We start from the raw sequence: 22,343 nt of genomic DNA on the forward strand, positions 1-22,343 counted from the left end.
CTGCTATGGTGGTTTTATTTGGCAAAATAAAAAACGAGAGAGAGTCTTAAGGACTCTCCCTCTAGATTGAAACATTTTATTTACATTGCTGCCGACTTCGCTTTTTACAGTTCTTACTGAGCCGCTGATCCGGCGCCTGTACTAGATCGCCGCCTCTTGCTTTTCGGCGGTTTGCTCAGCGTAGAGCGCTTCGGAGCGTTTGCGGTCGCGTTCGAGCACCGGCTTCAAATACTTGCCGGTATAGGAGACGTCGGATTTGACGACATGCTCCGGCGTGCCTGTTGCAATGATCGTGCCGCCGCCGCTGCCGCCTTCCGGACCGAGGTCGATCAGGTGATCGGCGGTTTTGATCACGTCAAGGTTATGCTCGATGACGAGCACCGTTTCGCCGGAATCCACCAAACGATGCAGTACCTTCAACAACCGGTCGATGTCGTCGACGTGCAAGCCTGTCGTCGGCTCATCGAGGATATACATCGTTTTGCCGGTACTGCGACGGTACAGCTCAGCCGCCAGCTTCACGCGCTGCGCCTCGCCGCCGGATAATGTCGTTGCCGGTTGGCCCAGATTCATGTAGCCGAGGCCTACATCAAGGAGCGTTTGCAGCTTCCGGTGAATGCGCGGCACATTTTTGAAAAACTCGACCGAGTCTTCGATCGTCATCGCCAGAACCTCGGCGATATTCTTACCTTTATATTTCACTTCCAGCGTCTCGCGGTTGTACCGGTTACCTTTACAAATTTCGCAAGGCACATAGACGTCCGGCAGGAAGTGCATTTCGATCTTGATAATGCCGTCGCCTCGGCACGCCTCGCAGCGCCCGCCTTTAACGTTGAAGCTGAACCGGCCTTTCTTGTAGCCGCGGATCTTCGCTTCGTTCGTCGCCGAATACAAATCGCGGATATCGTCGAACACGCCGGTGTACGTCGCCGGATTGGAACGCGGCGTACGGCCGATCGGGGATTGATCGATGTCGATAACCTTCTCGATATGCTCCAGCCCCGTAATTTCCTTATGTTCGCCGGGGCGTACTTTCGCGCCGTTCAGATCACGTGCAAGCGTTTTGTACAAAATTTCGTTGATCAGCGTACTCTTGCCCGAACCGGATACGCCGGTTACGGCCGAGAATACGCCAAGCGGGATCTTTGCCGTCACATTGCGCAGGTTGTTCTCTTTGGCGCCTTTGATCTCCAGCCATTTGCCGTTCGGCTTGCGGCGCTCGAGTGGGACCGGAATGAACTTGCGACCACTCAAATATTGGCCGGTGAGCGAGTTCGAATCGTTCATGATTTCCTTCGGAGTACCTTGCGCGATGACGTTGCCTCCGTGGATGCCCGCACCCGGACCGATATCGATAATATAATCGGCTGCCAGCATCGTATCCTCATCATGCTCGACGACGATCAGCGTGTTGCCGAGGTCGCGCATGTGCTCGAGCGTCTGAATCAGGCGATCATTATCCCGTTGGTGCAAGCCGATGCTTGGCTCGTCCAGAATATACAATACGCCCATCAAGCTGGAACCGATTTGCGTCGCCAATCGGATCCGCTGCGCTTCACCCCCGGACAACGTACCTGCTGCGCGGCTGAGCGTCAAATATTCGAGGCCCACATTCACGAGGAACCCTAGACGGGCGTTAATTTCTTTCAAAATCAAATGCGCAATCGCCTTCTCCTTGTCGTTCAGATCCAGCCCGTCGAAAAACCGCTGTGCTTCGCCGATCGACAAGCTCGTTACGAAAGCGATGTTCTTGCCGTTCGTCGTAACGGCCAAGCTTTCCTTCTTCAGCCGCTGCCCTTTGCAGCCGCCGCAAGGCTTGGAGCTCATATAGGCTTCAATATATTCACGAATGCCGTCGGAGCCGGTCTCGCGGTATCTGCGCTCCAGATTGTGCACGATTCCTTCGAATGGCACATAAGCTTCTTTGCTGATGCCAAAGTCGTTCTCGTAGCGGAATTTGACCTTCTCCCCGTTCGTGCCGTACATCAGCTTCTTCATTTGCTCCGCCGTAAACGTCTCGACTGGAACGTTCTGCGGTATGCCGTAATGGGCACATACCGAAGCCAAAAATTGCGGGTAATAGTTCGAAGTGCTGCCCGCCCAAGCCTCGAAGGCGCCCTCTTCGATCGACAGCTTCGGATTCGGAACGAGCAGGTCCGGGTCCACGATCATTTTGTTGCCCAAGCCGTCGCATTCCGGGCAAGCGCCGTAAGGGCTGTTGAACGAGAACATGCGCGGCGCCAGCTCTTCGATGCTGAACCCGCACTGCGGACAAGCTAAGTTAGAGCTGAACAGCAGCTCCTCCTTGTCCATCACATCGACGATGACTTGTCCCGACGACAGCTTCAATGCCGTCTCGAGCGAATCGGCAAGACGGCTCTGAATGTCGTCCTTCACGACGATCCGGTCGACGACGACTTCGATGCTGTGCTTCTTGTTCTTGTCCAGCTCGATCTTCTCGGAAAGCTCGACGATTTCTCCGTTAACGCGTACGCGGACGAAGCCCTGCTTCTGAACGTCGGCGAGCAGTTTGACATGCTCACCTTTACGTCCCGAAACGAGCGGAGCGAGGATTTGCAGCTTCGTTCTTTCCGGATATTCCATAATGCGATCGACCATCTGCTCGATCGTCTGCGACGTAATTTCAATGCCGTGCTCCGGACAATGCGGCCGGCCGATCCGTGCGAAGAGAAGCCGCAAATAGTCGTAAATTTCCGTTACCGTACCAACGGTAGATCGCGGGTTGCGGCTTGTTGTCTTTTGGTCGATGGAAATCGCCGGGGAGAGCCCGTCGATGGAATCGACATCCGGCTTCTCCATTTGGCCGAGAAATTGACGCGCATAAGCGGACAGCGATTCGACGTAACGACGCTGCCCTTCCGCATAAATCGTATCGAACGCCAGCGACGATTTGCCGGAGCCGCTAAGACCGGTCAGCACGACAAAACGGTCGCGCGGAATCGTGACGTCGATATTTTTCAAATTGTGGGCTCTTGCCCCTTTGATGACAATGTTGTCGCTAGCCACGTTTCTCCTTCATCCCTTCTTAATGAACCGTTATTGTATGTTAACCTTGTGCTTTCAGCTCCAGTAAAGCGTCGCGCAGCTCCGCGGCGCGTTCGAACTGCAAGTTCTTCGCCGCTTCCTTCATCTCGGCCTCGAGGCGCTGAATGACCGCCGCGCGATCCTTCTTCGAAAGCTTCTCGATATTGTCGGAGACCAAATAACTCGCCTTCTGTTCCGCAACCTTGGTCGCCTCAATGACATCGCGAACCTTCTTCTTGATCGTCTGCGGCGTAATGCCGTGCTGCTCGTTATAGGCCATCTGGATGGAACGGCGGCGGTTCGTTTCCTTGATAGCTTTGTCCATCGAGTCGGTCATCTTGTCGCCGTACATGATGACGCGGCCTTCGGCGTTCCGCGCGGCGCGGCCGATCGTCTGGATCAGCGAGCGCTCGGCCCGCAGAAAGCCTTCCTTGTCGGCATCCAGAATCGCGACAAGCGAAACCTCCGGCAAGTCGAGTCCTTCCCGCAGCAGGTTAATGCCGACAAGCACATGGAACGTGCCAAGCCGAAGCTCGCGCAAAATCGCCATCCGCTCGAACGTCTTGATGTCGGAGTGAAGATAGCGGACCTTGATGCCGACTTCCTTAAAATAGTCGGTCAAATCTTCGGCCATCTTCTTCGTCAGCGTCGTGACGAGAACACGCTCGTCCTTGCGGACCCGCTCGTTAATCTCGCCGATCAAATCGTCGATTTGGCCTTTCGTCGGACGTACTTCAATAATCGGATCGAGCAGCCCGGTCGGACGGATAATCTGCTCCACCATCGTCGGACAATGCTCCAGCTCGTAAGGTCCCGGTGTTGCGGAAACATACACGATCTGACTGACTTTCTCTTCAAACTCCTCAAACCGAAGCGGCCGGTTGTCCAGTGCCGACGGTAGCCGGAAGCCGTGCTCGACGAGCACTTCCTTGCGCGCCCGGTCCCCGTTGTACATCGCGCGGATTTGCGGCAGCGACACGTGCGATTCGTCGATCATGATCAGCATGTCGTCCGGGAAATAATCGAACAGCGTATACGGCGTTGCCCCGCGCTCACGGAACGTGAGCGGTCCGGAATAGTTCTCGATGCCGGAGCAGAAGCCCATCTCCTGCATCATCTCGATGTCGTACCGGGTGCGCTGCTCGAGGCGCTGCGCCTCAAGCAGCTTCCCTTGCTCCCGCAGCTCGGCAAGCCGATCCTCAAGCTCCTTCTCGATGTCGACGAGCGCCCGCCGCATCGTATCTTCATGCGTAACGAAGTGAGACGCCGGGAAGATTGCGACATGTTCCCGCTCGCCGATCACTTCGCCGGTCAGCACGTTGATTTCGGTGATCCGCTCGATCTCGTCGCCGAACATTTCGACGCGAATCGCATGCTCGTCGTGCGATGCCGGGAAAATCTCGACGACGTCGCCGCGGACGCGGAACGTGCCGCGGACGAAGTTCATGTCGTTGCGCTGGTACTGGATGTCGACCAGCTTATGCAATATCGCATTGCGCGACCGTTCCATGCCGACGCGCAAAGACAGCACAAGCTCGCCATATTCCTTCGGCGAACCTAAGCCGTATATGCACGAAACGCTCGCGACGATAATGACGTCCCGGCGCTCGAACAAAGAGCTGGTCGCGGAGTGGCGAAGCTTGTCGATTTCTTCGTTGATGCTGGAATCCTTCTCAATATACGTATCCGAAGACGGAATGTACGCCTCCGGTTGATAGTAGTCATAATAGCTGACGAAATACGAAACTTCGTTGTTCGGAAAAAACTCCTTGAACTCGCTGCACAGCTGCGCCGCCAGCGTCTTATTGTGCGCAATGACGAGCGTCGGCCGGTTCAGCTTCGCGATCACTTGCGCCATCGTAAACGTCTTGCCCGTCCCTGTCGCGCCGAGCAGCGTCTGATGCTTCTCCCCAGCCAATATTCCATCGACAAGCCGTTCTATGGCTGCCGGCTGATCGCCTTGCGGGGTAAATTCCGATACGATTTCAAACGTTTTGTTACTGACAACAAAGTCGCTCATTGGTTTCCCCCATACCGAATGTTGTCCGTATGCAACGTACAACCATAAGAATATTTGTTCTCATTCGATTATAGCTGGTTTTGCCGCCCGTTGCAAATCTTTTACATTAATATTATTTTCCATTTTATCGGCGATCAAACATTTAATAGATTATAAAAGACTCCGCCACCTGCCGCTAAAAAAAAAAACCGAACCCCCCGTATAAGGAGCTCGATCCTGAATCATCCGATCATATCAACGGCGCAACCGCCGCTTACATCGATGCCGAATTGTTGCGCGAATACCCCGTTAACTTGGTTCTCGCATAGGCGAAAATGGAACTGTGCTTCATTTCGACGTAATATCCGGCATCCTGATCCGGAGAAAGAATGACGCCGAGCTGATGGTGGTCGCCTGCATACAGCGCCCGGTGCATGAATTTGCTCTGCCCGTCCAAATTGATCACTTCCAGCTTGCAGAACGCCGGGTTGAGCCTCAGCGCAACATGCAGCTCTTCCTTCGTGCGTACGGCTGCTCCGTTCACCTTATGAATGATTTCGCCCGGCAGAATGCCGAGCTCGGCCGCAGGGCTCTTCGGAAGGACCGCCAATACATGCAGGCCGCGCTCATCGTGTACGTACAGCGGCCGCTGCTGCGCCTCGTCCCAAGTGCTGTACCAAACAAGCAGCTCGTGCAGGGCGATGCCGACAAGCGCCGCAGCGACGGTAAGCGCCGGCAGGAAATGCGCACAGGCTGCGAGCAGCAGCACAACCGCACTGTATAGGAGCAGCCAGTTCGAGCTCCAGCGGGCCTTCTGCTGCGGCAGGCGCGACATCGTCAGCTCGGCGAAGCCGATCAGCACCGGGAACGCCATCATCGTCCAGCCGCCGCTCCAGTCGCCGCCGAATAACGGCTGCCATGGCAGCACCGTGCCGCTCGTCTCGGCCGGGATCAGCAGGAATAACGGCATCGGCCAGAAGCCCTGCAGCTGGTAGCCGCCGATGAGCTTGCCCCGCTTGCCGGCAAAAAACAACGGGCTCGACATCTTCGAGCCGTAACGCCGGATCAGCAGCGCTTCCGCCAGATGGAGCACGCCGACAAGGGCGAGCAGAGCGGGAATGTCGATTCGGTCGATGGCCGCAAATACGGAGCCAAGCGGGCTCGTCTCCTGCAGCTGCGGGAACCACCCGAACGCAAACTGCACGATGCCGAGCAGCCCAACCCCGTAGGCGAGGCATAAGAAACGTGCCCGAAACAACATCATCGCAGCCGAAGCCGCCCATACGCCGATAATCGCCTCAAGCGAAAGCGACACGCCGATAAACGCCATCAGCACCGAGACTAGAATTCCGGCAACCAAGCCGCGAATAATCGTTCGTCCCGTCTCCTCCAATAGCGAGTGGAGCCGGGAATGGAACAGCTTCCGTTCCAGCAAGATTTGCCGTCGATAGTGCAGGATCACGAACAAAATGCCAATATAATAAAAGGGCTGCGCTAAGGTCTGTATGCAAGCATTCGCCAACTTTTGCAGCAGCTCAAGCCCAAAATCCATCCGTTAAACCCTCCTATCCGAGGATAATAAGAAGAAAAGCTTCTGATCGAAGCCCTTTCGACAAAGATACATTCGTGTCTAAGAGGAAGCCAAAAAAAAGAGAAGGCTGAGTGACTCAGTCCTCCTCTTTCTATTCGACGATTTCAAGCGGAAATCCTGCTTGCGGCGCCTCCTTTATTTGTCATGGCCCTTAGACTGCTTGATCGCGCCATTCAAATACTGAACCGCCGCGGCGAGCTGTGCGTCGTTGGACGGTTTGCGGATCTCCTCGATGATGGCCTCTTCCAGCTTGCCTAACGTCGCTTGATCGATCTCGCCGGTAACCGGCAGCTTCGCTTGCTGCTGGAAATCCTTCACCGCACGCTGCGTCTTCTCGTTGAAGTATCCGTCCTTGCGGCCCGGATCAAATCCGATGCCTTGCAGCATAATCTGCGCGCTTTTCACGTCATTGTTGTTCATCTCGAGCTTAAGCTTCGTGTCCTTAAGCGTAATGCGAAACACCTTGAAGTAGTCGGGCTGCACTACGGCCATGTCCGGCACGATTCCCTTCTCGTGAATCCAGCTGCCGTTCGGCGTCAGCCACTTGGCAACCGTCAGTTTGATCATGCTGCCGTCGCCCATCTCGCGGGAGAAGTTCATTTGCACCGTGCCTTTGCCGAACGACGTTTCGCCGATCAATTTGCCGCCGGCAGATTGCTGGATGGCCGCAGCCAATATTTCCGCCGCGCTCGCGCTGCCTTTATCGATGAGCACCGTCACCGGATAAGGCTTCGAACTGCCGTCCGACGGGACGGACTTGATCTTGTTCCCTTGGCCTTCCACCTGGTACAGCGTTTTTCCTTTCGGAACGAACAACTCCGCGATTCCTTTCACGACCGGCAGGATGCCCCCCGGATCGTTGCGCACATCGATGATGAGCCCCTTCATCCCTTGCGCTTCAAGCGTCTCCAGCTCTTCCTTAAACCGTTCGCCCGTATTTTGAGAGAACTGGATAATCTCGATTTTGCCGATGCTGTTCTCCATCATCACGGCTTTAACGGTTTCCACGTCTACCGTATCGCGCACGACGACAATTTCGATCGGGTCGGCAACGCCTTCGCGCTGTACGACAAGCTTTGCTTTTGTCCCTTTGGGCCCGCGGATTTTGGCGACGGCATCGCTGCCCGTCATCCCTTCCAGCTTCACTCCGTTTACCGATATGATCGCATCGCCGGGATGAATCCCCGCTTTTTCGGCGGGCGATCCTTTGATCGGCGCAGTGACCATCACTTTGCCGTTCTTCATCTCGACCTCGGCGCCGATGCCGATGAACGAGCCTTGAATGTTCTCGGCGAAATGCTGCGCCATCTCTTTGTCCAAATACGATGAATACGGGTCGCCGAGCGCATCGATCATCCCTTTGATCGCCCCGTCCAACACTTTCTGCCGTTCTAACGGAGAAACGTAATTTTTCTCAATGAGGCTGTAAGCCGCGTTAATTTTGTCGATTTCCTTGTCCGTCATCCCTCCGGGCTTTACCGGAGCCGCTACGCTGCGGCTGTCGTCCATCGCGAATATCGGGTGGTCGATCATCATAAGCGTGACAAGGCATGTCGCGAACATCGTGAGCAAAATAAACGCAACGACCGTGCGTCCTCTAAACAGCAATTGACTGCACCACCTTTTTCCCTACCAGGGTTAACGTTCCAGTCTAGTATATGACAAGCCATCGTCATTTATTAGCGAACTTCACCGCCGTGCAGTCATTGTCGGCTGTTTATGATTTCAAATAAGGCAGCGGATTGACGAAACCGTTATTTTTGATTACGCCAAAATGGAGATGGTAGCCGGTCGATTTGCCGGTATTGCCGACCTCGGCGATTTTTTGCCCGCGTTTGACCGTTTGGCCTTCCTTGACTTTGATGCCGTTCGGACGAATGTGCCCGTACAACGTTTGCAGTCCGTTCCCGTGATCGATAATGACGCAGTTGCCGTAGCCGCTCACGAATTGCGCCCGGATGACGACGCCCGATTCCGCCGCAACGATCGTTGTGCCATTCGGCGCGCCAAAATCAACGCCGCTGTGCATCTTGCCTTTTTGGCCGGTGACGGGGTCGGTCCGGTAGCCAAACCCGGATGTGATCCGATAGCCGGAGCCAACGGGATGCGCCAGCTTGCCGCCTTTGTAGTAATCGATCTTTTTCTTCTTGTTCTGGAGCTCGGACAGCTTCTTCGTCAGCGCAAGGACAAGCTTCTCTTGCTCCTCGCTGATTTCCTCAAGCGCTTCGTTCTCTTGGTGCAGCTTCTGCTGCTGGCTCGACAGCGTCTTGACCAACTCTTCCTTCTCCGACTCCTTCGCAAGCAGTTCTTGCTTATGCTGATCCATCTCGGCATAGTCTTTTTTGACCTGGGCGAGCAGAAGGTCTTTTTCTTTTTTCTTGACGATTAATTCTTCCTTATCTTTCTTGTTGTCTTCCAAGATGTCTTTATCCTGGCTGACAATCGATTTCAAGGCATCGTAACGGTCCAGAAAATCGGTAAAGCTTGTTGCGGACAGCAGCACCTCGATATAGGAGACGAAACCGTTCGTATACATCAGCTTTACGCGCGATTTGAGCAGCTTGTCCCGGGATTTGATGCGGTCTTCCGCATCCTGGAGCTGCGTGCCGAGGTCCCGCAAATGATCCTCCGTCGTTTGGATTTTGTCGCTAATGGCGACCAGCTTGTCGCCGACTTTGTCGATTTGCGCAAATAACTGCTCAATCGTTTTGGCGGTATCCTTTTTCTGGTTTTCCAACTGTTCGGTTTTTGCTTTATTGTTTTTGATCGTTTTTTCGGATTTACGTTTCAGCGCGTTGGCCTCTTCCATATCCTTCTTAATCTTGGCGAGATCCCTATCGATTTTTTGCAGTTCGGTTAATGCATCGCTCTGATAAGGATGCAGCAATACCGCCAACATAGCCACTATTAACGTAAAGGTCAATACGTAACGTTTCAATGTGTTCCCTCCTGCAATCGGTAAACTTTCTTTACTACACCTTCAAAAATTTGCGTATGGAGATCGTGCTGCCCCATATGCCGATAAGCGTGCCTAACGCGATGAGAAGCCCGGCGATCATCAAGCCGATGCTCTTAAGCGATACAAGCGAAATCATCATGAGACCGAGGTCGTAATTGGCCTGGTCAACGAGCTGCGAATAAGCGACGAACAGAAGTGTGACCGGAATGACCGAGCCGATAATGCCGAGCAGTGCCCCCTCGATGAAGAAGGGCCAGCGAATGAAGTTGTTCGTCGCACCCACCAGCTTCATTACGCTAATTTCCCGGCGTCTTGCCAGAATCGTGATTTTGATCGTGTTGGAGATGAGGAACATCGCCGTGACCGCGAGGCCGAATACGATGAACAAGCCGATGTTGCGGACCGCTCTTGTCACCGCGAACAAATTTTCCACATATCCTTTGCCGTATTTGACGCTGGCGATCGGTCCCGGGGAGCGCGTTTCGTTCATGGCCATGATTTTCTTGGCTACGAAAGAAACCGTCTCGGGATTATGTACTTCGACCGTAAAAGAATCCGGCAGCGGGTTGTTGTTCCCGTCCAAGCCTTCGAGCAAATCTTTGCCGTCGTCGCCGAGCTTGTCCCTCAAGAAGGTCAGCCCGTCTGACTTCGGCACGTATGTAACCTTGCTGACTTCCTTGATGGTGCCGATTTCGTTGCGCAGCTCGTCCACTTGCTGCTGCTTTGTGTTCACTTCCAGGAAAACGCGGATTTCCACCTGACTCTCAATCTGGTCCGCCAATGCATTCACGTTGAAGGTAAGAAGCAAAAAGACACCAAGGATGAACAATGATATCGAGATCGAGCTGATCGAAGCGAACGACATCCAGCCGTTGCGGCCGATATTTTTTGCGCCTTCGCGAAAATGACGGAGAAACGTGCTAAATTTCATAACCGTATTCCCCCCGTACCTCGTCACGCACGATTTTGCCGTGTTCTACCGCCAGGACGCGCTTGCGCATGGAGTTGACGATCTCTTTGTTGTGTGTGGCCATCACGATGGTCGTGCCGCGGAAATTGATTTCCTCGAGCAGCTTCATGATGCCCCATGATGTTTCCGGATCCAGGTTCCCGGTCGGCTCGTCGGCGATAATGACCGCAGGACTGTTCACGATGGCACGGGCAATCGCTACCCGCTGCTGCTCCCCGCCGGACAGGTTCTGCGGCAAGTTGCCCGCCTTCCCCTTAAGGCCGACCAATTCGAGCACCTCCATCGTTCGTTTCTTGATGATGCGGCGCGGCGCCTCGATCACTTCCATCGCAAAGGCGACGTTGTCGTAGACGGAAAGCTTCGGCAGCAGCCGGAAATCCTGGAACACGACGCCGATATTGCGCCGGACGTATGGGATTTTACGATTTTTGAGCTTGCCCAGATTGAATCCGTTTACGAATATTTGGCCTTTCGTCGGAAACTCTTCGCGGTATATAAGTTTTAAAAATGTCGATTTGCCTGCCCCGGACGGGCCAACCACATACACAAACTCGTTGCGGTCGATTTTGACGTTAACGCCCTGCAGCGCGTGGGTGCCGTCGGCGTAACTTTTCCATATGTCTTGCATTTCGATCACAAGCCATCACTCCTGTACATAGTTAGCCTTTATATATTCGACGTCAATCGATGAAATCCTTTATCATTCCCCCCAAGACAACATATTTTCACATTTCGGAGGGTCGAAGCCGACCCCAGCCTTATCGATCCCGGGCTTTGGCCGGTCCTTGCGGCAAGGCTTTTTTTCTGGAAAACACACGGAGGTTCAAGCATATACATGAATCGTACGAACGAATATCCATGATCCAGAAGAAGGTGTTGCTATTTTGTTGAAAAAGCCGATGCTCGTCCGCACGATTTCCATTGTCGCGGTGCTGCTTGCGCTACTCGCAGCCGGTGCATTCGCCGCCATCTACAAGTATGCGACGCAAACGGCCCTCCCCCAAGGGCTCACGATCGCGAATTGGAACGTCCAAGGGTTGTCCGTCGCCGAATTCCGGCAGCAGCTGGACGAACAGCTGAACAAGATCGGGCAGCGGTCCGTCGTCATCGCGTCGAAGCAGCCGGTCAAACGCGAGAAGCGGTACACGCTGCGCGATTTCGGCATTAAATTCAACGATGCGGAAATCATTTCGGCGATCGAGCGGCTGGAGCAAGGGAATGTGCTGGAACGCGCTCAATATCGCTGGTCGATGGATAAGCAGCTGCCGCTGCACATTTCGCTCGAGGCGGGCGCAATCCGCAAAGCGGTTGGCGCGGGCTGGGCCGACTTTGAGCGTCAGAAGCCCATAAACGCGAAGAGGACGATTACGGCGGACGATAAAGTCACGTATACGCCCCACAAGGATGCGTACCGGATCGACTATAAGAAGCTGAACGAGGCGATTACGAAGATGATTCCGGCCCAGTTTCTGCTGGAGACGGATACTTCGAAGTCGGGCAACGGTTCGGGAACGGGAGGGGGATCTGCGACAAGCGGAGCGGCTTTAGGGGCGGACGAGTCATCCGGGGCCGGGGCTAGCGGAGCAACTTCGGGGGCGGATGGGACATCCGCGACAAGCGGGACGGACTCGGGAACAGCTTCGGGGACCGACTCGACGGTATCCGGCAATGCGGCAAAGACAGGCGGATCATCCGAATCCGCGAACGCGTCCCCTGGCATATCGCTGGAGCTGCCGTTTACGGAGGTTCATCCCGAGCTGACACTCGAGAAGCTGAAAGGGCAAGGCGTAGAGCGCAAAATCGTCGAGTTTTCGACAGAACTTAGCGGAAGTAACTCCGGCCGCCTATATAACATCGCCTCAACCGCCAAAGTCACGAACGACATGGTGCTCGCGCCGGGCGATATTTTCGACTATGCGAAAGTCATTAAAGAGACGGAGAAAAAATACGGTTTCAAGGAAGCGCCGGTCATTCTGAACGGAAAGCTCGTTCCCGGCATCGGCGGCGGGATCTGCCAAGTATCCAGCACGATCTATAACGCGGCGCTGCGCACCGGCCTGGAAATCGTCGAGCGGCGCAACCATTCGCTGCCGATCAGCTATTTGCCGATGGGCCAGGATGCGACCTTCGCGGACGACTACATCAATTTCCGCTTTAAAAACACGACCGGCTACTTCATCGTCATGCGAACGACAACGGAAAACGACAAGATGACGGTCAAGTTTTTCGGTACGATGCCGGAGAACGTCAAGTATACGATCCAGTCGCAGACAATCAAAAAAATCGAAGCGCCGGTCAAATACGTGAAGAACAGCACGCTCGCCGTCGGACAGCAGGAAGTACTGCAGCGCGGCAAAGCCGGCTACGTCGTGGAGACGTACCGGTCGAAGCTTGTTGACGGCAAAACCGTGGCAAAAAAGCTGATCTCCCGCGATTATTACCGCGCGCAGCCGGAGCTGGTCGCGATCAATAGCGGAGAAAAAAACAGTGACGGAATCGAGTCGGAGAAGCTGAAGCAAAACGTGATCGAGGACGGCGTGGGAGGACCGAATTATTAATTGAAATGTAACAAAAAAGGAAGCCTCCGGAGCCACGATAAGTGGTCTTCGGAAGCTTCTTTCGTTCAGGGCAACGTTTGCCCGTCAATTCCGGAGGTACAGTACGATCTACAAACCGAGTTCCTGCAATCGCGGTGCGATCTTAGGAAACACGCTCAACGCGTTTCTGTAGAAAACGTGGTCGTAATACCGCTCCGGCACGAGCCGCTGCACGAAATCGATGTATACGTCGATCGGAGCGAGCGGCCAGTCGGTGCCGAACACCATTTTTTCGTAGTTGTCCGCATAGATTAAAGCCCGGCGGATATGGTCCATGAACAGCGGTTCGTCGATGAACCGGCCGAACTTGGTTTTCTCGCCGACAAGCAAACCGGACAAATCCGAGTACACGTTCGGGTTCTTGTTGGCCACTTCGGCGCCATCCAGCACCCACGGATCACCGAGATGGCACATCATGAACGTAATGTCGCGATGCCTGACCGCCAGCTCGTCGACTGTAAGCGGATGGGCGTATTTCAGCATGCCGTCGAGCGAATACGTCGTGCCGGTATGAATGACGACCGGCAGCTTGTATTGCTTGGCCAAGGCGTACACCGGCTCGTAGACGATGTCGTACACGTAATACGGATAGTAGCCGGCGTAAATTTTAATGCCGGCGACGTCCGGATGGCGAAGCCGCTGCTCGATGCGGTCGAGCTCGACCAGCCGCTGCGGCGAATCGAGCCGCACCGGATTGATGCCGACGCATTCGAGCAGGAACGGCGGCAGCGGGTCCTCGAGGTCAAGCGTCATCGGGTTCGGCGAGCGCCGGTCGGGAAATCCGCCCGGCTTTTGCTCCGTGACGCCCATGCCGATGCCGAGCACGACGCCGCACCGGTCGAATTCCGCCTTCAGCCCCGCCGCGGAATAATCGACGAAGGACTCCTCCACGGCCGTCCGGCGAAAGCTTTCAATGCGCGATAAATGAATATGCGCGTCAATAATGGGTGTCATCGATTTGCCGCCCCTTTCATTCCGGATATCATCTCAATAATGTAAAATAAATGCGCGATAAGTCGCTGACTTGCTGGGCCGTCAGCTCTGCATTATGGAACAGCAGGAATACCGGCGGCGTCATCGCTTCCCCGCCGTCTGCAAGCCTAAGTCCTCCCCCGTTGTACCAGCTCATGACCGCATTGTTCGAGAAAGCCCCTGCATAGGTTTGCGCAGCGTTCGTAACGACATGCAGCTTCGTCTCGCCGCTGTCCGCGCCGAACCGAATCACGCCTTCCGACGGAATGTTGTTGCGGCTTTCCCCGCTGCGGTATACCGTCTCTCCTTTGCCGCGGATCCAGCCGTCAAACAGCGACTCCGCCGGCTTCATAAAGCCGTTCGTCGTGCAATTGTAACCGATCAGCGGTTTGCCGGTCCGGTTGACGACACGGTTCGTGCAGCATAATACCGGCGCGCCGGGCAGAAGCAAATAGTACTGCTCGACGAGCAAGCCCTTCAGCTTCTCGTGCCGCTCGATCGGCGTCGTGATGCGAATGCCTGCCCACGTATTGCCCGCACTGTCGGTAAGCTCCGCAAAATCGGCCTTGCGGGTCTCCTCCAGCATACTAAATGCGGACATATCCTGCAATTCTACTCCGATGCCGCCGTACCACGGATTCCACCACGATTTCGGTCCCGGCTCCGGATACGACGTGTCCAGCCATTCGCGGCCGGCGTATTGAAGAGAATGGATCACGCCGCCGAAGGCCGGGTCGGCTGCGATGCGCAGCGTCCCGTTATCGCAAACGAGCACGTCGGCATTCTGCTCCCGGAGGGTGAAGCGCTCAACGGGATGCGTATCGGATTCTACCGGGATGACGACTTTCGAGCGCTCCGTTATAATCGCGCCTGAAGCATAACGCAGCTGAACGACATCGATGCTGCCGACAAGCAGATTGACTGGCACCGCAAATTCAACCCGATGCTGCTGATCCGCTTCGACGAGCGTTCTCTCCGTTTCGGCGAATAAGCCGCCATGCGATGTTAATGCCAATCGGCCGGCGAGCGGCTGCTTCTTAAGTTCGGTCAATGAAGCGGTACACGGTCCGACGACAAAAGGGTTGTGCTCGCTTACCGTCCATTCGAGATGATCGGCGAGCGCAGGCTTCGGCTCATCCTTCCGCTTCACGGCGTAAGAACGGAACTCGTACCAATCGGCGAACGTGCCGATGGCTAAATATACGGAGGGCGTACGCACCCGGGCACCCGGCTCCAGCGCGCCGATCGCGTGCTCGAAGGCGTAATGCCACCCGGATTGAATCAGCTTCAGCGACGGATGCCACGTGAAGCCGCGAGAAATTTTCTCGCCGTCCGTAAACATCCAGTTTTCCGATAGCTTGTCGATATCCCATAATTCGTTTGCGTCGGCGTATCCGCCCTTTAAGTCGATATACCGGCCGTCATACGGAATAATGCCGCGTTCGAACGAATGGTACACCGGATCGAGCAGCTCGATCTCGATGGTTCTTCCCATTTCCGGGCACGCAGCAAGGTTTGTGGCATTCTCCACTTCGAAATACCGCTCCACCAGTCCGCTCGGCTCCAGCCTTGCACAGTATACTAACCGGATGGGAGCAAATTCGCCGGATTCATAAACCGCCTGCAGCACCATCGTATCGTCTTCCCGGAACAGGTTGACCTGCTTCGCCTTCTTCTTTCTGAACTCCATAGAGAAAGGTCGGCCGAGCCGCGGGTACGGCCAAAAGGTGCCGTAACAATCATGTGGATGATGCGTCCACATCTCATTGACGTTTTTATGCAGATGAACGGAAAATAACCCGCTTGCGATAATCCACTCGTCTTCCGTTTCTCCGGCGAACATCCCCGACGGACCTTTGAACAGCACATGCAGCTTTCTGGCAAAATCTACGGATGGGCCATTCTCCGGCTGGACTTGCACCTGAAGCTCCGTTTCGAGCAAGCCGAAACGGAGAAGCTCGTAACCTACCGTTACCGAAGATTTGCCTTCGGCAGGAAGCGTCAGCTCAAATTGGCTTTGCTCCCATGCGATCATCCCGTTGTCGCCGGGCAGCTGAACCGTGAAACGCACCGTTTCGCGATATTGATTTTCGACGGTCAAATAAAGTTCGTTGCGTCTATGAAGCACATGGGAGTCGGAGGCTTTAACCCATGCCAGCTTCACCGGAAACTTCGGCATAATCCCTGTGCGGAGCCGCATGGGCAGGCCATTGATCCGTACCTCGGCGGTTACCGCGGGACATGTCTTCCAAAGGCTCTGCTCTTCTTCGATCGCGCCGACGAAAAATTCTCCTTCAACGACCGTTCGCCCGTCGACCTGCACGGAACGTTCCAACGAAAACCGGATGTTCTTATCGTCCGTGCCGCGAATCTCAATGTGGAGCGGTATGCCGGACTTGTTCTCCATCACGTAGCGGACCGGGTAGCTCCGTCCGAATACGAGTTTATGGTGATCGATTTCGGCGTAGATCAAATAATCGTCCGTCTCGACAAGACGGATGCCGCGGCCGCTTTTTTCAAATTCGACGCGCAGCGCGCTGCCTTCTTTGGACCACGCATATGTATAGTGCTCGAAGCCGTTAACTTTTTCCCCATCCGGCTGAATTGACAAGTCCCGTTTGCCGTCCGCATACCAATCGAACTTCTCCATGTAAGGCTTCAGCGCTTCGGTTTGCAGCACCGCCGGGATGAAGTTCATCAAGTGTGTCGCATCGTCCATCTTCTCCCAGAAGAAGCCGCACTTCTTGTACATGGGCACGGCCTTTGTATTGCCCGACCACGTAAATAAGTCGAGCCGCGGACAACCGCGGGCGACCGTCGTTTCGACCACCTTCTGGATCAAGGAACGGCCGACGCGCTTGCCGTGATAGTCCGGACGTACGTTTAGGAGGGGCACATACATCGTATTTTCGTCTTCCGAATATTCGGAAAAACTGCAGTAGCCGACAACCTCATCTTCCGGATCCACCGCCAGAAATGTATGCAAATTGATGGAGCTCGCATGTTCTTGAACAACCGATTGCTCCGTTCGAATGTCCCGGTTGCCGCCCCAACTCTCGCGGCTCCTGTTCCACATATCGGCGATGGAACGAGCGTAGGCCGGCGTATATTCCACGATCCGGATGCCGTCCGCTTCTTGCCTCCATGCTTCTAGGACGATGTTGCCGGTCTTCTCCGAAGACTCGGCACGCTCCTCGTTATGTTTATGCGAATTCGTTATGATATCGGATTGTAAATTCGATTTCAACTCGTATCCCACCTTTGCCAGCTTCGCTTAACCGACGAAGCTCCTATTTTATACCATTATATAGGAGGTCGCGAACCGGGCGATAGGGAAACAATAACTAAAAAGGAATGCAACCCTTTGTCGAAAGAGCGTGCTGGCTTGGCGAAACGTAGTATTTTAATTAAAAAAGCGGATGAACAGGATGCTGCATCTGCTCAACCGCTTTTCGTTTTTAAGGCGCGTAATCACCATTGTAGCTTACCAACACAGCGTCAACTACGCCCTCGATCTGCGACAGCTCATTGACGAAAGCCGTATTATCGTCGCGCAGCCGGATTTCAACGGTCATTTCCGTCATGTCTTTGCGTACGGTTTTTGATTTTAAAACATGATGCATTTTGCGCAATCTGACTTTAATATGTTCATCCGCCGCTTCGTTGTAGTGAATGACTAGAAGGTACGGTGCATCTTTGTCACGTTTGCGGGATAATAAAAAGATCACGCCTCCCAAAATTAGAGACCCAATGATGGATAACGGATAGATTTTAGCTCCCGTCGCAATGCCCGCTGAAATCGCCCAAAACATATAAGCAATATCCATCGGATCTTTCACGGCCGTTCGGAAACGGACAATGCTGAGTGCTCCGACCATACCAAGAGACAAAACGATATTCGTGCTGATTGTCATAATGACTAAAGCTGTAATCATCGTCATGAGGACAAATGTAATGTTGTAGTTATGGCTATAGACAACGCCCCGGAAACATTTGCGATAGATAAAATAAATAAACATCCCGATCAAAAACGATATCAACAATCCGAAAAATATTTCGATCAGCGATACTTTATTAAAAGCGTCGAACTGCAGAACGCTTTTTTTGATAATATCGCTAAAATTGATCATTTGATTATCCAAAAGTTATTCCTCCGTCATTTTAATAAGTGTATAGTTTCCTATTTTCTTTACAAATCGCATACTTCGAAATCGTCGATCGCAGACTTGCGGACATTTGCAGCAAACCGTAAATATGTCCCGGCAAAAACTCGTTATACTTGACCTCTAGAATCGTTTTACGTTCTTGGACCATTTGGGTCGTAACCAGTTCGGGATCAAAGATCTGAAATGATTGAACGCAGCTGCTTAATGCCTTATCAAAGGTAACGCGCACATCCGATAACGGATAAATGTAAGCTTCTCGTATGTAATCGACGACAACGGACGGTTTTAGCGCCAAATGTTTGCAATCCGCATAAAACTCCCTCATCAGCGGATGTTCCGATTCTTTCAGAAAATCGAGGTCGTTTTGCATGATCAAATCGTATTGCCCTCTGGACAAGCCGGCCGACTCTTTGCATACAAATTCGTTGAATTTGCTTTTTCGCTCCAGCTTGATCACTTTGTCGCTTTTGTTATAAATACGGATTCGGTACTTTTTTCGTTGAAAGATGCCGTCCACTTTCTCATGCAGCGAAGTATCGTACATATTATCAAAATACAAGCTCCGAATATGATACCCTTCTTCGTTTATCGAGTTTTTGTCCAGCTTCAAAAGTGAACCTACCCTTTGTCGTAAACCCGCATATTCATGATGATGAATAAAATATTTCAACTCATGTCTCAGCTTCTTGTTTGCGAATTGCATCATTAATCTCCTTCCGCCCGGTTCTCGGAAAAACCGTAGTTTTTCATCTCATCTACAGACAAGTTGAACCGGTTGCGAATGATATGCACAATCTCACGCGGACGCTGCTCCGCAAATCTTTTCAAAGCCTGCACCTCCTGCTCCCACTGCTCCATCGATCCTCCCCAACGATTCAAATGGCGCTCCATTTCCGGTTCCAACATTCTCGCAATTTCATCGATAGCACCGGTAACTAAATCCGAACGAAAATTTTCATTTAGATACGACGCAAACTGCCTAAGGAATCGTTCTCGAAACGACTCGTTTTTCATTAAGTTCTGTAACAATTCATTGACAGGGTATTTGGCATTTTTCGGATCCAGTACTACGGATAATGTATCTTCTGCCGGGTCCCCGAAGCTTTGGTCCGTATCGTAAACAATCCACTTCCATCGCCCGTCCGTTTGCCGCGGCCGCCAATATCGAATATTATGATCCGGCCAGTCGCGGTTTGCGATCGTGATTTCCGCAATCTCGTACAAGATAAAATTATCGATATCGATTTGCTTCTGAACATGTTCATAATGATCTTGCTTCGATAAGTCATGTGTCCGAACGAATTCCATCAATTCATGAAACCGATCGGTATCGCCCGCCTTAACGGTGCCGCCCGATTCGAGCAAGTCGATATTTTTCGGCTTAATTCCATGATGATCGGCTAAAAAATCCGTTGTTATTTTTTCTCTTAAATCATGAATACCCCAATACTGACCATTCAAGTAGACGATAACCGGCCTATACGCCTGGACATCAAGACCCGTGCCTTGCAACAGTGTTGCATTCAACCCATCCAGAAAATGAGTTTTGGCAAAATCTTGCCCCGAATTGCGTAGCACCAGCGAATCAAACCGCTGAATGCCCAAGTCGGAAAAAAAACGGTATTCGAATTTGGCTGCGCCGTATTTTTTCTTGGCGTAAAGAGCCAAAGACTTTTGGGGCAATGCTCGCGATTCCCCGCCAAAAATTTTCACGCCTGCCCCGGATTGAAAGACCAACTGCTTGTCCACGTACAACTGCAGATGAATCGGAATTTCGCGATCCTCCCAGAAATTGGCCCCCCGATGAGGGGGTTTCTTAGAAGCATTTTTGCCTAAAACATAGATGCCTTCGGTTTCCGACCATAACAATTCAGGGTTAGTGATGATCGACATGACGGGCAGGCTAGCCTGTTCTTGAACAAAATACGTATGCGTCGCAATCGGCCCCATTCTCTTATTGCTATCGATGATGCGTGAGCGAATGACCGTCGTATTGGAAATCTCGATCGGTTTATCGTACAACATGGAGTCTGCCGAAGGTTCGGAGCCGTCTACGGTATAACGAATTTGCCCAGCATGATTGTCGTTTTCAAGAGACAACTTGAACGGCTTATCGTAATATCCTCCTGGTCTTGAATGAATCGGCGATCCTAGAGAGTCGTTAGTTCGGAGTCCTTCGGATGCCGCCCCGGGATCGTCCGTTTGCTGCAAACGTTCATAGATCAATAAGGAACCTAACAAGATGATTGCGATCACGATGATCCCTAATGTACGTTTATCCAATAGAGTCACCTTCACTCTACAAATATTTTCCTCACTCCCACATAGTGTATGTTTCTTCCGTTGGCTCCTTCTTCCTGCAATTCGTCAAATGATGAAGATTCATGTCCTTTGCTGTCTATCGCGGTCACGCGCCAATAATATTTGCCTTGCTCCAATTTCTCGACTTTTTGCTCCGTCTCGTGCAATCCTTTCCGATCGACAACGATATGTTCAAATGCAGGATCTTTGCTGATTTGAAAATGGTATGTAATATCGTCGCCCTGCAAATCGTAGGATGGCCCCCAATGGAACGCTAGCTGCGCCCCTTCCTGCACCATATCGCCTAAAAAGTACGGCATCGGGTTTTCCAGGTTGGCTAAATATATTTGTTCCCTCCGATATGGAATGTCGGGAATTCGCTTAAAGTCTTCCATTACATCCTTTATCGTCCCCATCGAATACGAAATATCCGGCTCTCTCTTTAGGAACGTCGTAACGGTTTTTTGGTACTGGTCAAGGATCTGTTTGGTTCGTTCCGGGGTGATGATTTTTTTAAGCTCTTTCATTTTTTGCGTCAGCTGTTCAACGTTTTTGGGGTTTTTGAAAAATCGGTTTTGCAGAACGCTGCCCCAATATAATGAAAGACCGTTCCTCCAGTTTCCTTGGGCACGCTTCTTTTCCCATAATTCGTCGTATTCCCAAGCTCCGTCATAGTCCCATGGAAGAAAGAACCATTTATCGGAATTCAAAGGGGAATAAAGCAAGAAATTTTGCGTGTTCGTATCGGTATTGTCAAATAATATGTTGACGGCCGTCCATGTCAGAAAATTATCTCGATCGAAATGGCGGTCGAAAATCGTATCGATGTTCTGGGTCATGTCGTTAACATCGTCCAACATGTTCAATAACTTGGAGTGATCCTGGCTTCCCTTGATCTCCAAAATACTCTCAAACTGTTTCTGGTCATACCCTGGGTCGCTGGTCAACTTTAATTGATCGCGATAGCGGTAAAACTCAAAATTGCTCGCTTTATACAAATGTCCTTCAGGATCAAGCCCATGAATGCGCAAAAAATCTTTATTCGGCTGCTCGATTTGCTCGAATAAGCCGTAATCGACAAACCGATCGCTCGACGGGTTCGAAGTCAGATCTTTGACATGCAATTGAACTAGCTGAGTACGCAAACTTGTAACATCCGGGATTTGCTTAAAATACTCGAAGCTTAGCGTATTCCGGACGCGAATCAAGTCGTACGGATGCTTCAACAAGTTAACGGACTTTTGCCCCCGCCATTTGCCTGCATTATCCTGCAGCTTGATTTTATAAGATTTTAACGGCGAACGGCTGGATGATTTGCCGCGAAGCGTCACGACCGCATTCGGATGCATCGCATCGTACTCGAACATTCCGCTGCTCGGCCCCTCTGCCGTTCCTTCCTGCAGTATCCCATCCAATTGCATATCGGCATCTTGCGAGGTATATGTAATTTTGTTCAGTTCGCCCCAAGTCGCAGGTTTTAAATTGGTCAAGTTATTTTTGGTAATCGTTAAATAAAAATGTACAAGGGTTCCCGGCTGGTCATTCTCATAAACCAAGCGATTTTCTTCAAGTTTTGGCGAGTACTCTCCCGCCGGCTCCGGCACTTCAGGATTGCTTGTAGTTATCGGAGGCTGATTTGAAACAGTAGCAGCACACCCCCCGATCGTGAACGTCACGAATGAGAGCGCAAGCGGCACTATCAGCCATTTTTTCAGATTTCCCATATTTCCTCCTCGCAGCACC

Annotated in this window: 14 protein-coding genes; 1 reads left to right on the top strand and 13 read right to left on the bottom strand. The window is 52.6% G+C overall.

Going from position 1 to position 22,343, the window contains the following annotated elements; genetic code table 11:
* Nucleotides 1-141: 141 nt before the first annotated feature.
* The 7 genes from uvrA to ftsE form a co-directional block, all read right to left on the bottom strand.
* The gene (gene uvrA, locus AC0LWM_RS03750) at nt 142-3,027 is read right to left on the bottom strand and encodes an excinuclease ABC subunit UvrA (protein WP_474673561.1); all 2,886 of its coding nucleotides are present in this window, start codon (nt 3,025-3,027) and stop codon (nt 142-144) included.
* Between the two features lie 40 nt (nt 3,028-3,067).
* Complete coding sequence (uvrB, locus tag AC0LWM_RS03755; RefSeq protein WP_474673562.1) at nt 3,068-5,065, bottom strand: excinuclease ABC subunit UvrB; 1,998 nt, start codon at nt 5,063-5,065, stop codon at nt 3,068-3,070.
* A 253-nt stretch (nt 5,066-5,318) separates the two neighbouring features.
* Nucleotides 5,319-6,596, bottom strand: coding sequence for a PDZ domain-containing protein (locus tag AC0LWM_RS03760; protein ID WP_474673563.1), 1,278 nt, complete (start codon nt 6,594-6,596; stop codon nt 5,319-5,321).
* Between the two features lie 174 nt (nt 6,597-6,770).
* The gene (locus AC0LWM_RS03765) at nt 6,771-8,243 is read right to left on the bottom strand and encodes a S41 family peptidase (RefSeq protein ID WP_474673564.1); all 1,473 of its coding nucleotides are present in this window, start codon (nt 8,241-8,243) and stop codon (nt 6,771-6,773) included.
* A gap of 109 nt (nt 8,244-8,352) precedes the next feature.
* On the bottom strand, nt 8,353-9,573 hold the full coding sequence (locus tag AC0LWM_RS03770) for a murein hydrolase activator EnvC family protein (RefSeq protein WP_474673565.1): 1,221 nt from the start codon (nt 9,571-9,573) through the stop codon (nt 8,353-8,355).
* A gap of 34 nt (nt 9,574-9,607) precedes the next feature.
* Nucleotides 9,608-10,525 carry a permease-like cell division protein FtsX gene (gene ftsX / locus AC0LWM_RS03775; protein WP_474673566.1) on the bottom strand — a complete coding sequence of 306 codons (918 nt, stop codon included), beginning with the start codon at nt 10,523-10,525 and terminating at the stop codon, nt 9,608-9,610.
* A complete protein-coding gene (gene ftsE, locus AC0LWM_RS03780) occupies nt 10,515-11,201 on the bottom strand; it encodes a cell division ATP-binding protein FtsE (RefSeq protein WP_474673567.1) in 687 nt (228 codons plus the stop codon). The genes ftsX and ftsE overlap by 11 nt, the downstream gene beginning before the upstream one ends.
* A 247-nt stretch (nt 11,202-11,448) precedes the next feature.
* On the opposite strand from ftsE, the gene AC0LWM_RS03785 reads away from it, so the two are divergent.
* Complete coding sequence (locus tag AC0LWM_RS03785) at nt 11,449-13,122, top strand: VanW family protein (protein WP_474673568.1); 1,674 nt, start codon at nt 11,449-11,451, stop codon at nt 13,120-13,122.
* Between the two features lie 108 nt (nt 13,123-13,230).
* On the opposite strand, the gene AC0LWM_RS03790 is transcribed toward AC0LWM_RS03785, so the two are convergent.
* From AC0LWM_RS03790 to AC0LWM_RS03815, 6 genes are all read right to left on the bottom strand, one after another.
* Nucleotides 13,231-14,115: an amidohydrolase family protein gene (locus AC0LWM_RS03790; RefSeq protein WP_474673569.1), complete on the bottom strand. Its 885-nt coding sequence runs from the start codon at nt 14,113-14,115 to the stop codon at nt 13,231-13,233.
* 28 nt (nt 14,116-14,143) lie between these two features.
* Nucleotides 14,144-17,380, bottom strand: coding sequence for a GNAT family N-acetyltransferase (locus AC0LWM_RS03795; protein WP_474673570.1), 3,237 nt, complete (start codon nt 17,378-17,380; stop codon nt 14,144-14,146).
* Nucleotides 17,381-17,591: 211 nt separating this feature from the next.
* Entirely contained in the window at nt 17,592-18,263 is a 672-nt protein-coding gene (locus AC0LWM_RS03800) for a DUF4956 domain-containing protein (protein WP_474673876.1), read from the bottom strand.
* 31 nt (nt 18,264-18,294) lie between these two features.
* On the bottom strand, nt 18,295-19,002 hold the full coding sequence (locus AC0LWM_RS03805; RefSeq protein ID WP_474673571.1) for a polyphosphate polymerase domain-containing protein: 708 nt from the start codon (nt 19,000-19,002) through the stop codon (nt 18,295-18,297).
* 2 nt (nt 19,003-19,004) lie between these two features.
* Entirely contained in the window at nt 19,005-20,582 is a 1,578-nt protein-coding gene (locus AC0LWM_RS03810) for a CotH kinase family protein (protein ID WP_474673572.1), read from the bottom strand.
* Nucleotides 20,583-20,593: 11 nt separating this feature from the next.
* Nucleotides 20,594-22,324 carry a CotH kinase family protein gene (locus AC0LWM_RS03815; RefSeq protein WP_474673573.1) on the bottom strand — a complete coding sequence of 577 codons (1,731 nt, stop codon included), beginning with the start codon at nt 22,322-22,324 and terminating at the stop codon, nt 20,594-20,596.
* Nucleotides 22,325-22,343 lie beyond the last annotated feature (19 nt).

It is taken from the genome of Paenibacillus sp. sgz302148 (assembly GCF_056120465.1).